The sequence below is a fragment of the Mucispirillum schaedleri ASF457 genome (assembly GCF_000487995.2).
Taxonomy (GTDB): domain Bacteria; phylum Chrysiogenota; class Deferribacteres; order Deferribacterales; family Mucispirillaceae; genus Mucispirillum; species Mucispirillum schaedleri.
Map to the genome: position 1 here is coordinate 1,641,076 of NZ_CP097562.1, position 15,272 is coordinate 1,656,347.

The 15,272-nt window shown below is 30.6% G+C and carries 10 protein-coding genes; 9 read left to right on the forward strand and 1 reads right to left on the reverse strand.

The annotated features are described in order from the left end of the window. The first annotated feature begins 86 nt into the window (after window positions 1–86). From N508_RS07750 to N508_RS07765, 4 genes are read left to right on the forward strand one after another with little or no spacing between them, the layout of a single operon-like run. Entirely contained in the window at window positions 87–1,502 is a 1,416-nt protein-coding gene (locus N508_RS07750; RefSeq protein ID WP_023275852.1) for an NAD-binding protein, read from the forward strand. After that, on the forward strand, window positions 1,495–2,673 hold the full coding sequence (locus tag N508_RS07755; RefSeq protein ID WP_023275853.1) for a cation:proton antiporter: 1,179 nt from the start codon (window positions 1,495–1,497) through the stop codon (window positions 2,671–2,673). The genes N508_RS07750 and N508_RS07755 overlap by 8 nt, the downstream gene beginning before the upstream one ends. A 55-nt stretch (window positions 2,674–2,728) precedes the next feature. Then, the gene (locus tag N508_RS07760; RefSeq protein WP_023275854.1) at window positions 2,729–6,049 is read left to right on the forward strand and encodes a PAS domain-containing hybrid sensor histidine kinase/response regulator; all 3,321 of its coding nucleotides are present in this window, start codon (window positions 2,729–2,731) and stop codon (window positions 6,047–6,049) included. 16 nt (window positions 6,050–6,065) lie between these two features. Beyond that, window positions 6,066–6,398 (forward strand): hypothetical protein, encoded by a 333-nt coding sequence (locus N508_RS07765; RefSeq protein WP_023275855.1) that lies wholly within the window; start codon window positions 6,066–6,068, stop codon window positions 6,396–6,398. 627 nt (window positions 6,399–7,025) lie between these two features. Here the strand turns inward: N508_RS07765 and efp are convergent. Next, the gene (gene efp, locus N508_RS07770; protein ID WP_023275856.1) at window positions 7,026–7,598 is read right to left on the reverse strand and encodes an elongation factor P; all 573 of its coding nucleotides are present in this window, start codon (window positions 7,596–7,598) and stop codon (window positions 7,026–7,028) included. A 189-nt stretch (window positions 7,599–7,787) separates the two neighbouring features. Here efp and N508_RS07775 point away from each other — a divergent pair, with 189 nt between their 5' ends. From N508_RS07775 to N508_RS07795, 5 genes are all read left to right on the forward strand, one after another. Then, window positions 7,788–8,990, forward strand: a complete 1,203-nt coding sequence (locus N508_RS07775; protein ID WP_023275857.1) for an ATP-binding protein — start codon at window positions 7,788–7,790, stop codon at window positions 8,988–8,990. A 233-nt stretch (window positions 8,991–9,223) separates the two neighbouring features. Further along, window positions 9,224–11,293 (forward strand): glycine--tRNA ligase subunit beta, encoded by a 2,070-nt coding sequence (glyS, locus tag N508_RS07780; RefSeq protein WP_023275858.1) that lies wholly within the window; start codon window positions 9,224–9,226, stop codon window positions 11,291–11,293. Between the two features lie 34 nt (window positions 11,294–11,327). After that, window positions 11,328–12,785: a two-component system sensor histidine kinase NtrB gene (locus tag N508_RS07785; RefSeq protein ID WP_023275859.1), complete on the forward strand. Its 1,458-nt coding sequence runs from the start codon at window positions 11,328–11,330 to the stop codon at window positions 12,783–12,785. A 6-nt stretch (window positions 12,786–12,791) separates the two neighbouring features. Further along, window positions 12,792–14,120 (forward strand): radical SAM protein, encoded by a 1,329-nt coding sequence (locus N508_RS07790; protein ID WP_023275860.1) that lies wholly within the window; start codon window positions 12,792–12,794, stop codon window positions 14,118–14,120. Between the two features lie 32 nt (window positions 14,121–14,152). After that, window positions 14,153–15,271 carry a 4Fe-4S dicluster domain-containing protein gene (locus N508_RS07795; RefSeq protein WP_023275861.1) on the forward strand — a complete coding sequence of 373 codons (1,119 nt, stop codon included), beginning with the start codon at window positions 14,153–14,155 and terminating at the stop codon, window positions 15,269–15,271. Window position 15,272: the final 1 nt, after the last annotated feature.

A 15,272-nucleotide genomic window follows, 5' to 3' on the forward strand; every position in this document is an offset into this window, starting at 1 on the left:
AATTAAAAATAAAATAATGGCTGTATTGACATATATAGATAATCATATTAAAATACAGAAGAAACTTAAATACATGGAGCATTACTTTGGCATCTAAAAAAGTGTTACTTTTTGGGCTTGGTTTTTTCCAACGCAGGTTATTAAAAATGCTTGCAGATGAAAGACCCTGTGTTGTTGTAGATATAAATGGTGACCTTGTGGAGCGGGTAACTAATGAATATAGTAATGTTACAGGTATAGAGGGTGAAGCTTCCAGTATTGTTATATGGAAGAAAATCAATTTAGAAGATATTTCTCATATTGTGTCATCTTTGCAGGATTTTGATGTTGTTTTAGAAATATGCAGGATAGCTCGTCAAGTATATAATCTTCAAATTCCAATTGTATTAATGCTTTATAAAAATGACAGGCGTGAAGAATTAGAGCAGTTTGATGTAAAAGTGATTAATCCAATATTAATCGCGTCAGAATCTGTTTTAAATATTATACAAAAAAACTATGCAAGACCTAACAATATAGGGCTTGGTAATGGTGAGATAGTAGAGGTTATTATCCGCAGGCGTTCCCATATAGTTGATAGAAAAATGCGTTTTTTAGCACCAAGCAGGTGGAAAGTAGCAGCTGTATATAGAAATGCCTCATTTATAGTGCCTGATGGTGATTTTAAGCTTCAAATAGGGGACAGGGTCGTGCTTGTAGGCGAGCCAAAAGTTGTAGAAAATATTGTAAATATTTTAATGATAGGCAAGCCTGAATTTCCATTGCAGTATGGGCAAAGTTTTGCAGTGCTTACAGGTGGTTTAGTAGAGAGAGATTCTGTTGAAATAAATTACTTTTTTAATAATACAAAGGCAAAAAAATATTTGTGGTATGATACAGAACATCATAAAGTTACAGATACAAAAGAAATAGAGATAATACAAAAAGCAGGTTGTGAGTTTGGCGGCACTCTTAAAAATTTTCGCAGTGCTGCATATCTTCATGATGTAGGAACATTAGCAGTGTCAGGTAGTGCAGGGTTTGGTTTATTTAATAGAAAGCTAAAATATTATTTTAAGAAAACTCATCATCCTATTCTTATATGCAGGGGCAGAATGCCTTATAATGAAGTGCTGGTGTTATTAAACGGCAGTATTCCTGAAAGACTTATTGAAACAGGTGCAGAGGTCGCTGCCCATTTTGGTGTGCCTTGCAGATGTATATATGTTGTGCCACCCGGTGCTTTAAAAACTAATCAGGATACTTATGATATGGAATCTCGTAAAAATTTTGTCAGAGATTATGAAAATTTAACAAGAACAAAAATACCACTTTTAATACTAGAAGGTAATCCTGTTCATAAAGTTTTGTCAGAAGTAGATGATAAATTAAATAATCTTTTAATAGTGTCAGCTAACTCTAAAGACAGTATATCATTTTTAAACCCTCATACATCATTTTTAATAGCATCCCGCACAAATAACAGTGTGCTTGTGCTTCCAGATGAGGATTCTAATGACTGAGCATGAAGCACTGTTTTTATTTCTTATGGCAATAGGTGCTTTTTTTATGCCTTTTATCAGTAAAAGGCTGCTTTTGCCTGCTGCTGTTGGGGAAATAATATATGGCATAGTTATAGTTTCTGTTTTGCCCCATGGTGAAAACCAGCTTGAAATGGTTGAATATTTTTCAGCTCTCGGCTTTTTAATTCTTATGTATTTAGCTGGGCTTGAAATAGATTTTGACAGGTTCAGAGATTTATCAAGAAAAGAATTTTTGCTTTATGTATCAGTTTTTATTCCAGTGGCTGTTGTTGCATGGTATTTATCATTTTACTTAAATCTGCACTGGTCATTTGCTATTATATTTTTCACATCAGGTATAGGGCTTTTGTTTCCAGTTCTTAGGGATACAGAGCTTATAAAAACAGATTTTGGTCAGAAGCTTTTAATTATTACTATGATAGGCGAGATACTAACTCTTGCAGGGCTTACTATCTTTACTATTATATCTAAATATGGATATACAATAAATAGTGCAAGGCAGATTTTATATTTAGCAGTATTTTTTATTGTAATTTATTTATTTATGAAAATCTTGAAGGTTGCACTTTGGTGGAAGCCTAATCTGCAGTCTGTATTTTTAGAAGTAGGTAATACAACGGAAACAGGTATGCGGGCTAATTTTGTAATACTTTTTGCATTTGTTGCTTTTGCTGCTGTTTTAGAAATAGCTTTTGTTGTGGGAGCATTTGTTGGCGGTATGATGTTTGCCCTTGTTTTTGCAGGCAGAGATGGTGTGCTTGATAAGCTTGGCGGAGTTGGCTATGGGTTTTTCATACCAATATTTTTTATATCAGTTGGTATGCGTGTAACATTTGATGATTTTCTACAGAAAGATGTTATTTTGCTGGCACTTCTAATTATTACATCGCTGTTTTTATCAAAAGCAGCTGGGACGATACTGCTTTTATTTTCATCTATTCCTAAGCAGAAACTTTTACTTGTTGCAACAGGTCTTTCATTTCCTCTTACTATGCTTGTTGTTGTATCAAGTATCTTTTATGATTTAGAGCTAATAGACAAAATGCAGACATCAGCAGTTCTTTTAGCATCAATGATTTCTGCTATTATATTCCCATGGATATTTAAGGCTTTTGCAGCTGTGATTATGCCTGATGAAGATGTAAGATAATAAAAATTTTACATTTAATTATGCAGTATATATAATATTGTAATGGATAATTTATATGAATAATATTAAGTTGCTTGTTATTACTTTTGTGGTTATAGAAATATTTGTATCTATCTTTATTCTTCGTGATTTAAACAGAAGAATAGATGTTGAAATAGCATCAAGGGTAAATACTATTACTACACAGAAAGAAATTATTTATAACAATGTAGTAAATGATGCTTTATCTAAATTTCAGATATTATATACTAATCAGGCTTTTTGCGAAGATATTAAAGAAATAAACAGCCTTACAGGCAAAGAAAGAGAAAATGCAATAAGGCGTATGCACCATCATTTTCTTGATATGTATGTTAATTTTATTCCGGGTTCTGCTAATTTAATAAGAATATATGATAAGTCAGGTAAATTAATAGGCAGATATGTTGATGGCGAGCTTGACCCGTCATCATTTAACAGCAGCTTCCATATAATTTATCCAACAAAAGAAAGCAGACTTTTCACAATAGATTCTAAAGATATTGCTGTAATCATTCCACACAAACTCCAGCATAATAATGAAGTGTATGGATATATTGAATTTGGTATGACAGCAGATTCATTTTTAAACCATATAGAAACTCTTTATTCCAGCTTATATATATTTTTAATTAAAAATACATATATAGATAAGGGTGGTAAAGAAGATATTCAAGGTATGGATATAGGTGAATATAAAGTGATGACAGGACGCCATCATCATATATCAGAAATAGTTTTAAAGGGTATTATTAATAATATAGACTATGTAGTATCTTTACAAAAAGATGCCAAAAACTTTATAAAAGATATATATATGGATGGAGCAAGATACTGGGGTGTATTTATCAGTATAAATGATATTGATGATAACGAGCTTGGCTATGTAGCAGAGATTATGCCTAATAACTATATATATCAGCTTAAAAATGTTGCTTTTTTCTTATGGCTTTTAATAACTGTAGCACTATGGCTTTTTGCTTTTATTGTTATAGTTATGGATAGAAACAAATACTCTATGATGCAGCTTAACAGGGTGCTTGAAGGCTATAAGCTGGCAGTAGATAATTCATCTCAAATTATAGAGTTCAGCAGCGATTTATTTATAACTAATGTAAACCAGAAATTTTTAGATTTAATGGGCGGTCAGATTGATGAATATATTGGTGAAACACTAGCTCATTTTGCAAAAAGATGCAGTGAACCTAAAAAATTTATTAACTCTTTTAACAGTGAAAGCACTAATACAGTATTTAACGGTATTTATGAATTTACAACAAAGCACAGTAAAAAAGCAGTTTTATCAATATCAAGCACTCCTATTATGAATAGTTATGGCGGTGTAATAAATATTTTATGTGTAATGAGTGATTTAACTCCAGAGTATTCTGCAATTAATGAATTAAAAGTAGCAGAAGATAGAAGTGAAGAATTTATTACAATCTTAACAGACTATATTAATGCAACAGGAAATATATTAGTTGTTTATAAAAAAGATTTTACATTAGAATATTCTAATTCAAGCCAGGCATCAGACTCTTATGATAATATAGTAAACTGTTACAAGCATTATGCAGGCAGATGCACAAGGGCATGCAGGGAATGTTATATAAAACAGGTATTTGAAGAAAAAATTAAAATATCTTATGAAGTAATAGAAGAAGAAAATAATATATATGAAATGATAAGCTTTTTCCCTATTTTTGATAAGCATGGTAATGTAAGGCTTGTTGTATGCGAACACAGGAATATTTTTGACAAGGTAGAATCTCAGAAAACACTGCTTGAATTAAATGAAAAAGAGCGTGCAATGGTTACACAGCTGCATGAAATGGTGCAGGCTAGAGATATTGCAAAAGCAGAAGCAGAGCATGCAAGTAAGGCAAAAAGTTTATTTTTAGCTAATATGAGCCATGAAATAAGAACTCCGATTAATGGTATATTAGGCTTTTTAGCACTTTTAAAAGACTATAAAATGGATGAAACTGCAAAAGAATATCTTAATATTATAAGCACAAGTTCAGAAAGTCTTTTAGGTGTAATTAATGATATATTAGATTTCTCTAAAATAGAAAGCGGTAAAATGGAGCTTGAAAAAGTGCCATTTAGCATTGTAACAGATATTGAAGCGATAGCAGATTTATATATAGCACAAGCAGAAGAGAAAAAAATAGAGCTTACATGTTATATAGACCCGCTTTTGCCACATAAACTTTTAGGTGATTCTTTAAAAATCAAGCAGATTATGACAAACTTTTTATCAAATGCTGTAAAATTTACACCAGAATATGGCAGCATATCATTAGATGTGCGCTGCATTTATAAAGAAAATGGTATAGCAAGAGTTAAATTTTCAGTAACAGATACTGGTATTGGTATAAATAATGCTACTAAGGAAAAAATATTTTCTCCATTTGCTCAAGGAGATACATCTATAACAAGACGGTTTGGCGGCACAGGGCTTGGTTTATCTATATCACATAGTATGCTTGAAATGATGAATTCTCAGTTAGAGCTTGAAACAAAGGAAAATAATGGCTCTACATTTTCTTTTGAGCTTTCATTAAAAATAATTGATGATACAGACTATATTGAAAAATTTGATACAAACTTTAAAATGTTTATTTTTGACAGTAAAAATGGTTGTGGCAGGGTTATGCAGGAATATATGTCTTCTTTAAATATAAAGATTAATGACTGCAATGGTGATTACAATAAAATTACAGAAGATACTGATTATGTGCTGATAGATTCTGGCAAAGATATAGAGCATTTTAAAGCATTATTTAGCAAAATGCCTTATAAGAACAAAGTTCAATATATAGCAGGCTCATACAGTATATATAAGAACGAAATCAGTAAGATAGATGGTATAAGCCATATTTTTCTAAAGCCTGTTACATTAACAAGATTAAAAAATATATTTAAAAATTTGGTGCAAAAAAGTTATAAAGAAGATAAAAAATTATCCGATATAGATAATCAAGTGATGCTGAAAGGCAATGTTCTAGTTGTGGAAGATAACCCTGTAAACCAAAAACTTATGGTTATCTTTCTTGAAAAAACAGGCTTTAATGTTACTGTTGCAGGTAATGGTCAGGAAGCTGTAGATATAGTATCAAGTGGAAAAGAATTTGATATTATATTTATGGATATACATATGCCAGTTATGGATGGTGTTTCGTCCACAAAAGAAATCAGGGCAAAAGGTATTAATATTCCTATTATAGCATTAACTGCGAATGTTATTAAAGAAGATATGGATAATTTTATTGCAAGTGGTATGAATAAGCATGTTGCAAAACCAATCAACTTTGATAAACTTCAGGAAGTTCTGCTCCAGTATGTAAAAGCCTGAAAACAGGGGGCTTTTAATGAAAGTTGATATGGAAACACTTGCAAAATCTACAGGAATAGCTAATACAGAGCTTTTGAAAGGCTTTGTGTGTGATTTTTTTAATATATGCTCAAAAGATTTAGAGCGTATACCACAAAGCATTAAAAAAGGTGATAATGAAGCAGTAATTCGCCATTCTTATAATATATATGGAGCAGCTTACAGGCTAAGGCTTGAAGATATTAAGCAGGCTGCAGCATGTCTTGTCCGTGCAGCAAATAATATGGAAACAGAAAAATATGACAAACTTTATGATGAATTGGCAGAAGTATTTACTGCAGGTCAAATAGATTATAAGGAAACAGCATAAAATAGATATAATATAAACACCTGAAAAATAGATTATGAGAACTTGTTAAGACAATTATGTCATATTGAGCCATAAGGCGAAATATCTAACATATTAGTATTTAAAGACTTTTAGCAAATATAAATAATTATTATCCTAGATTCTTCGCCAGTGGCTTAGAATAGACATTGTATAGTGTATGTTTACAGCAATAATTATGTTGAAATTATATAATATTCAAGCCTAATTAATACATCATTATTTATACTGCTTAAAGTAAAAGTATGTCTTTTTGAAAGAGTAAAGCGACCGAAGGAACTATATATTTATATTACTTAAAATTTTATAATATTTATAAAACTATTGCAGTTATGTCATATTGAGCCATAAAGCGAAATATCTAAAAGAGAAGATAATTTAAATATATTATATACTAATATAATTTAGATAATGTAGATTTTTCGCCTTATAAATTCAGGCTCAAAATGACTGTAGTCTAATTTTTTTGGGTAAGCTCAAAGTATTAGTCTATTTTCAATAGAATTAGCAAAATGTATATATATAAAAATCATATAAAAGAAAAAGCACTTTCACATAATTATAAAAGTGCTTTTTTATTGTCTGATAGGGGTATTATGCCACAATAATTTATTTTTTAGAGCTTACTCTTTCAATATATGATGCATCACGAGTATCAATTTTTAATACATCGCCTTCATTAATAAATAATGGCACTTGGATTTTGCCGCCAGTAATAACAGTAGCACCTTTTGAACCACCTGTTACTGTATCCCCTTTAACTCCCGGCTCACATTCAGTAACTTCCAGTTCTACAAAGTTAGGAAGTGTAATGCCTATTGGCCTGCCATTGAAAAACTGCACTGCTACATCTAATGATTCTGGCATAAATAAGTATGCATCACCAACACAGTCATCATCAAGATGAACCTGCTCATAGCTTTCCTGGTCCATAAAAATATATTCAGTGCCATCATTATAAAGATACTGCATTCTTTTTTCTTCAAAGTCTGGCTCTTTTAATTTTTCACCTGAATCGTAAGTTCTTTCAAGCACTCTGCCTGATATTAAGTTTTTAATTTTAGTGCGAACTGTGGCTCCACCCCTGCCGCATTTAATGTGCTGCCATTCTATTACAGCGTATGGCTCACCATCAACTTCAATTTTAGAGCCTCTTTTAAATTGGTTTGGAGTAATTGGCATATTTTCCTCATTTTTATAAATTTTTCAGAGTGTATCATTGTTTTTCATAAATTGCAAGTAAAAGCAGTATTTTAATTTTTGGAAAAAATTCCAAAAACTATGCAGATATATTTTTTTTTGGAAAAAATTCCAAAAAATACTTGAAACAATATTATAAGCAAACTATATTAATTTTGTAGGAGCAGTATTATGATTATTAGAAAAGAATATATTGATTATCTTATAAAATTTAAAGATATGGAATTAATAAAAGTAGTTACTGGAGTAAGACGGTGTGGTAAGTCAACTTTATTTATACAGTATATAGACTATCTTAAACAGAATAGCATAAATGATGACCATATAGTTTTTATTAACATGGAAGATATGAAGTATGAAGAGTTAAGTGATTATAAAAATCTATATAATTATATTAATGAAAAGATAGTAGATAATGGAAAATATTATATTTTATTAGATGAAATACAAAATGTAGATAAATATGAAAAAGTGATAGACAGCTTATTAATAAAAGGTAATTGTGATATATATATTACAGGCTCCAATGCTTATATGTTGTCTGGAGAATTAGCTACTTTATTAAGTGGAAGATACATTGAAATTAAAATGCTTCCTTTTTCATTTAAAGAATATGTTTCATATCATAAAAATGATAATAATGGATATGAAGATTTATTTAATAAGTATATAAATAGTTCATCGTTTCCATACAGCATTTATTTTAAAGAAGAAATCATACTTACTAACTATTTGGAAGATATATATAATTCTATTATAATAAAAGATATATCAATGCGGATACAAAAAATAGATATATCACTTTTAAACAGGATTGTTAAATTTATGTTTGACAGTGTTGGAAGTATGCTTTCTATTAATAATATTGCAAATAAACTTACATCAAGCGGATATAAAATAGATAATAAAACTGTCAGCAAATATCTTAAATTATTAACAGATAGTATGCTTTTTTATAAAGTGGAAAGGTATAATGTTAAAGGAAAAAATATATTATCATCACTGGAAAAATATTATGCAGTTGACATTGGTATAAGAAATATTAAACTAGGAAGAAGATATTCAGATTTAGGTCATATTATAGAAAATATAGTATTTTTAGAGCTGATAAGAAGAAAATATGAAGTATATATTGGTTTTATTCAGGATGGTGAAATTGATTTTGCTGCCTTTAAAAATGGAAATATAGAATATTATCAGGTTACTTTATCCCTTATTGATAAAAATGTTATGGAAAGAGAAACAAAAAGCCTTAAAAACATACATGATAATTACCCAAAATATATATTAACTCTTGATAAAATAGGCACAAATACTAATATTGATGGTATCAGGCATATTAATCTTATAGACTGGCTGTTAGAAATGTATTAAATAGTCAAACTTCATAAAAAATAACAATATTAATCATATTTTTTACTGTAATAAAATAACAGGTTGATAAAATATATCTAAAAATATATAAAACACTTGAAAAATTTTACACTAGCATATATAAGTATAGTTTAGAGTATATTATAAAAATGCGATAAATTTTTATTTTTTTATGCTTAATCAGTAGTTTTTATTATACTGTTATTATATTATTATGTAAAAGAGGATTGTTTATGCCTTCATATTTACTAGAGATTGGCTGCGAAGAAATACCAGCAGCATTTATTCCATCATCTTCTAAATATCTGCTTGATGAATGGACAAAAAGGCTTTCAGCTTTAAATTTACCATTTTCATCAATAGAGTCTGGTGGCACACCACGAAGGCTGTATGTAAATATAGAAGGTCTGCCTGTTTCGCAGGTTGATAAAACTGAAATTATTATGGGTCCGCCAGCTAATATTGCATTTAACAGTGATGGCTCACTAACTGAAGCTGCTAAAAAATTTGCAGCTTCTAAAGGGATAAATGAAAGCTCATTAAAAAAAGTAACTACTCAAAAAGGCGACTATTTACAGGGCGAGAAAACAACAGGCGGTGAAAATACTGTTGCTTTACTGCTTAAAACTGCACCTGAAATTATTAAAAGCATACCTTTTCCAAAATCTATGAAGTGGGGAGATAATGATTTTAAATTTGTCCGCCCTATTCACTCTATTTTGTCTGTTTATGATGAGAAAGCCCTTGTTTTTGAAACTTATGGCATTACTGCTTCAAATATAACTTATGGACACAGGTTTTTAGCTCCTGATAAAATTGAAGTAAAAAGTGTTGCAGAATATAAAGAAAAACTAGAAAATGCTTATGTTTATGTTGATACAGAAACTAGAAGAAAAATTATTCTTTCCCAAATAAAAGAAATAGAAGCAAAAGAAAATATTACAGTAGAAACTGATGATGAGCTTTTAAATACAGTATCTGATTTAGTGGAATATCCTTATGCAATACTTGGCTCTTTTGAAGATTCATATTTAACACTTCCAGAAGAAGTGCTTATTACTTCTATGAAAATACATCAAAAATATTTTCCTGTTAGAAACAGTAATGACAGGCTTATTAATAAATTTGTTGGTATTGCTAATATTAAATCCCCTAATGGTGATGGAACTATCAGGCAGGGTTATGAAAGAGTGCTGAGAGCAAGGCTTAATGATGCATTATTTTTCTTTAATAATGATAAAAAAGTAAAGCTGGAAGAAAGAGCAGAGCAGCTTAAAAAAGTTGTTTATCAGGAAAAACTTGGCACAAGCTATGAAAAAATGGAAAGGTTTAAAGCTGTTGCTGGATTTTTAGCAGAAAAATTATGCAGTGATAAAAAAGAAAGTGTAGAAAAAACTGCATATCTTTGCAAAGCTGACCTTTTAAGTGAAATGGTTTATGAATTTCCAGAGCTGCAGGGTATAATGGGCTATTATTATGCTAAACATGAAGGTTTAGATGATGATATTGCCTGTGGTATAAAGGAACACTATCTTCCTAAATTTTCAGGTGATGTTCTTCCAGAAACAGAAACAGGCAGGCTTACTTCTATTGCTGATAAAATAGATACTATTGCAGGTGTTTTTGCTGCCGGTATGAAGCCAACAGGCAATTTAGACCCTTATGGATTAAGAAGAAATGCTATAGGCATTATTTCTATCATTGAGCAGGCAGGTTATAGAATAGAATTAAAAGATATTATAAATATTTCGTTTGATAAATTAAGCTCACATCTTGATTTTGATAAAAATAGTGTAATGAAAGAAGTATTATCTTTTATTAACCTTAGATATAGACAGATGCTTGTATCAAAAGATATTGTGGCATCAGATGTTTTTGATGCAGTATGTGATAAATCAAGCGATATTTTAAAAACATTAAACCTTGCAAAAGTATTGACAAATGCAAGATATACTGATGATTTCCAGACTATTGCTCAAGCATTTAAAAGGATTAACAATATATTAAAGAAAAATAACTGGGAAAAAGAAGAATTTTCTGATGAACTTTTACAGACTGAAGAAGAAAAAGCTCTTGGCAGTTTGATAAGAAACCAGAATATGCAGGCTCTTTTAGATGAAGAAAAAAATTATGCAACACTTGATGAGCTTATGAAGTTTGCTCCAGCTGTTGACAATTTTTTTGAAAAAGTTATGGTAATGGCAGAAGATACAAAAATAAGAGAAAACAGGCTTGGTTTAATAGCATGCCTTAGGAAAGTATTTTTAATTATTGGTGATTTAGGTGCAATAGCTGCTAAATAAATAAATTTCAGCCTTAAAATATTTGAGGTGCAGTATGAAACTGATTGAAATTATTAACAAACGCTGTAATTGTAAAGTAATCCATGTTGTTATAAAAAGCAAAATTGGAGAAAGAGTTGCATACAGAAATGTTTGTGAAGATAATTCTAAAGAATATATCCACCGTATCCATTCAGGCAGTATGGAATTGGAGATAAAGTATTCTGCAGATAAAGAATTATCAGATGAAGCTGTCAGCTTGCTTACAGATTTAATTGATGTTTATGTGGAAAACAGAGCTGCATGGGAAATTGACGAACATGTTTCAAAAAGCCCAGATATATATGCAGGAAGAGCCACTCTTGATGAGATGGTAAAAGTTGCAACAAATGCACTTGTGTATTCAAGCCTTTTTGATAAAGCAGCAGTTATGTTTTTTAATGAAAGACTTATGGAGCTGCGTGGTATATATATGATAGGTATACCGCCGTATACAGAAGAACAGGTAAAAGCATTTAGAAATAAGCGGGTGCCTGTGGAGCAATCTATTATAAAGAAGCTGCAGGAATATAATCAGTATCCAGACGATATTGAGATGCATTTAGAGCTGGAAGATAAAATTTTCAGCTCAATAGACAATGTAAAATTATCAAATCCGCTTATTATTGCACCAATGATGACTGGTAATAAAATATATGGCATATTAATTACATATTCAAATAATAAGTATACTAATACCCATATATTCACTACTCGCTCAACTGCACGGCTTTTAAATACTATGATGATGGCTGCTATCTCTAACCAGAAATATGAATACACAACATCATTTTATAAAGAAATAGAATCTGAAATGCGTAATAAGCAAAGTCTTGTTACTCTTGGAAACTATGTGGCAACTATTGCCCATGAAGTAAAAAATCCGCTTATTTCTATCGGCGGTTTTGCAAAACGGCTTATGAAAGCTGTTACAAATGAAGATTTAAAGCGTATGGCAGGCATTATCGCTGCAGAATCTATCAGATTAGAGCATTTAACGGAAGATATTCTTTCTTTTTCAAGAAAACGACCACCTAAAAAAGAAAAAATACTGCTTAAAAAGCTTTTTAGTGAGATTAAGCCATTGTTTGAGACAAGAATGGCAGAGCATAATTTTAAAATGAATATTGATATTCCTGATGATGCTTATATTTATGCAGATATTGACCAGATAAAACAGGTAATTGTCAATTTAATAACAAATGCTATGAATGTAATGGAAAATGATGGAACAGTTGCTGTTAATTTTCAGGAAAAAGATGGCAAAACAAATATTATGATTTCAGACAGTGGGCCGGGAATACCACTTGAAGTTATGCCTAATTTATTTAAGCCGTTTTTTACTACATCAAATTCTGGGACAGGTTTAGGTCTGCCAATAAGTAGAAAAATATTAAATAATCATAATGGTGATTTAACAGTATATAACAGTAAAAATGGTGCTGTTTTTACTATTATACTGCCAGTGGAGTAGGTTAAAGTGGTATACACAATTACTAAAGATAATATTGATGATTTAAAAAATAATGGCTTAAAAGCTGATGCAAAAAGATATATAGAGCAGTATGAAAACTTTTTAGAATATATAAAAGAAAGCGGAGCAGGTATATCCAGCAAAGATTATTCTAAAAAAGAGCAGGAACTTTTAAAAAAGCTGGAAGAAAAAGGTGCTAAAATATGCAACAGTGGCAAAAGTGTTGTAATTAATGCAGTATCCCCATCATGTGAGCACTGCCATACTGGTATAGGCTCTGCAACTTATATTCTTACTTTAAAATGCAACCGTGACTGTTTTTTCTGCACTAATAAAAATCAGGCAGATTATGCAGCAGGTGTTAATAAAGTATATGATATTATATCAGAATTTAAAACTCATTTAGGGTATTATAAAAAAATGAAATCTGTTGGTATAACTGGCGGCGAACCGTTATTATACCCAGAAAAATGTATACAGTTTTTAAAAGAAGTTAAAAAATCAGATAAAACAATTCAAACAAGAATATATACAAATGGGGATTTAGTTACTGAAGAAATGCTTAAATCATTAAAAGATGCAGGACTTGATGAAATCCGCTTTGGCTTAAAACCAGATGAAAATGGCAAAGTAGACCAAAAAAGCCTTGATAATTTAGCATTATCAGTAAAATATATAAAACGCACAATGGTAGAAATGCCTTTAACACTTGGAAAAGTAAAAGAAATGGAAGAGCTGATGATGGCTCTTGATAAAACAGGTATATTTGGCATAAATATATTAGAGTTTTTATACCCTTATGTGCATCCAGATGAATATAAAAGCAAAGGATATGAAGTTACAAAAAGACCATATAAAATTCTTTATCCTTATACTTATGCAGGCGGTGTGCCGATTGCTGGCAGCAGCATAGAATGCTTGGAAGTAATGCTATACTCTCTTGAAAATAATGTAAAAATGGGTATGCACTACTGCAGCCTTGAAAATAAATTAACTTCACAGCTTTATCAAAGCAATCATCATATTAAAATGAGTGAAATAGAATATTTTTCTGAAAAAGATTTCTTTTTGAAAACAGCAAAAGGATATGGAGATGATGCTGCTAAAATAAAAGAAGTGCTTGATGTAAATAAAATAGACCACTATATGTATGATACATCAAATAAAGTCATAGAATTTTCACCAACATATATTACTTTGTTAAAAGACTATGATATGGAACTGGGGCTTACTTATTTAGCTGTTGATTTTGATGAAGAATATGGCAGAAAAGTATTAAGAGAATATCAGATAAATAGAGTAGAGCCTAAAACTTTTGAATTATCTGATATTTAATAATATATTTTGCTTTAAATACAGGTGGTATATTGTTTAATAAAATAGATATTGCAAATATGGTGTTTGAGGGGGTATCTCGTTCTATTTCTATTGCCCCTAAATTCTGCTCTAAAATAAAACACAAAAGCTCACCATGTATAATATGTTATTCTTTATGTCCTGCTGAGGCAGTAACTATTGGCGGACCGGGGGAGACTATAAAAGTAGACTGGGATAAATGCACAGGCTGTGGAATATGTGTAAGCCAGTGTCCTGCTCAGGTATTCAGACTCCGCCATGGCGGGTATAGAAAATTTATTGATAATTTAAGCCGAAGTATTACTTCTCGCGGTGATTTAGTTATCACATGCAGTGATAATCCTGCTTACAGCAGACAGACTGCAGTTGTAGATTGTGCAGGCATATTTAATGTGGTAGATTTTATTGTGCTTTATCTGCATGGAGCTTCCCGCATAACTATAAAATACGGGCTTTGTATGGAATGTCCGTCTAAAAACGGCAGGCAGATTTTAGAGCAGGAAATAAAACTTTTAGAGCAGTTAAAAACTATATTTGAAGACTTAAATGATTTAGAAATAATATATGAATCTGATAACATATGCATAATATTTCCAAAACAGCTTCCTATTATTCAGCCGAAAGAAGAAGAAAAACCAAACCCAACAGTAAACAGGCGTGGGATGTTTAATTTTTTTAAAAATACACTGCAGGAAAGTATTTTAAAAAGTGCAGATATGATTACTGTGGAAAATTTAGAAGACAGGACTAAAATAGATTTTTCCCATGAAGAAACAGCAAGAAGAAAAATATTTTTAGACAGTATAATGTCTTTGGGCAGAATAAAACGATTAGATGTTGAAACTAATAATTTATTTAATAATATTGTAATAGATGAAACATGTGTTTACTGCGGTATGTGTGCAAGATTTTGCAATACTGGTGCATTATATATAAATGATGAAAGAACTGAAATCACATTTAATCCATCAAAATGTATATCATGCAGGCTGTGCGAAAGGGCATGCTATCATAATAAGCTGCACTATAAAGATACATTAAACTTAAAAACATTTTTTCAAGATAATGTCCTTGTTTCAAGAAACAGCGAAAGGATAACAATATCAGATATGAAAACATTTGATGTATAAG

Bases quoted from the DNA above. Each gene is read 5' to 3' on its own strand.
- N508_RS07755 (WP_023275853.1), top strand. From the start codon at position 1,495: ATGACTGAGCATGAAGCACTGTTTTTATTTCTTATGGCAATAGGTGCT.
- N508_RS07760 (WP_023275854.1), top strand. From the start codon at position 2,729: ATGAATAATATTAAGTTGCTTGTTATTACTTTTGTGGTTATAGAAATA.
- N508_RS07765 (WP_023275855.1), top strand. From the start codon at position 6,066: ATGAAAGTTGATATGGAAACACTTGCAAAATCTACAGGAATAGCTAAT.
- efp (WP_023275856.1), bottom strand. From the start codon at position 7,598: ATGCCAATTACTCCAAACCAATTTAAAAGAGGCTCTAAAATTGAAGTT.
- N508_RS07775 (WP_023275857.1), top strand. From the start codon at position 7,788: ATGATTATTAGAAAAGAATATATTGATTATCTTATAAAATTTAAAGAT.
- glyS (WP_023275858.1), top strand. From the start codon at position 9,224: ATGCCTTCATATTTACTAGAGATTGGCTGCGAAGAAATACCAGCAGCA.
- N508_RS07785 (WP_023275859.1), top strand. From the start codon at position 11,328: ATGAAACTGATTGAAATTATTAACAAACGCTGTAATTGTAAAGTAATC.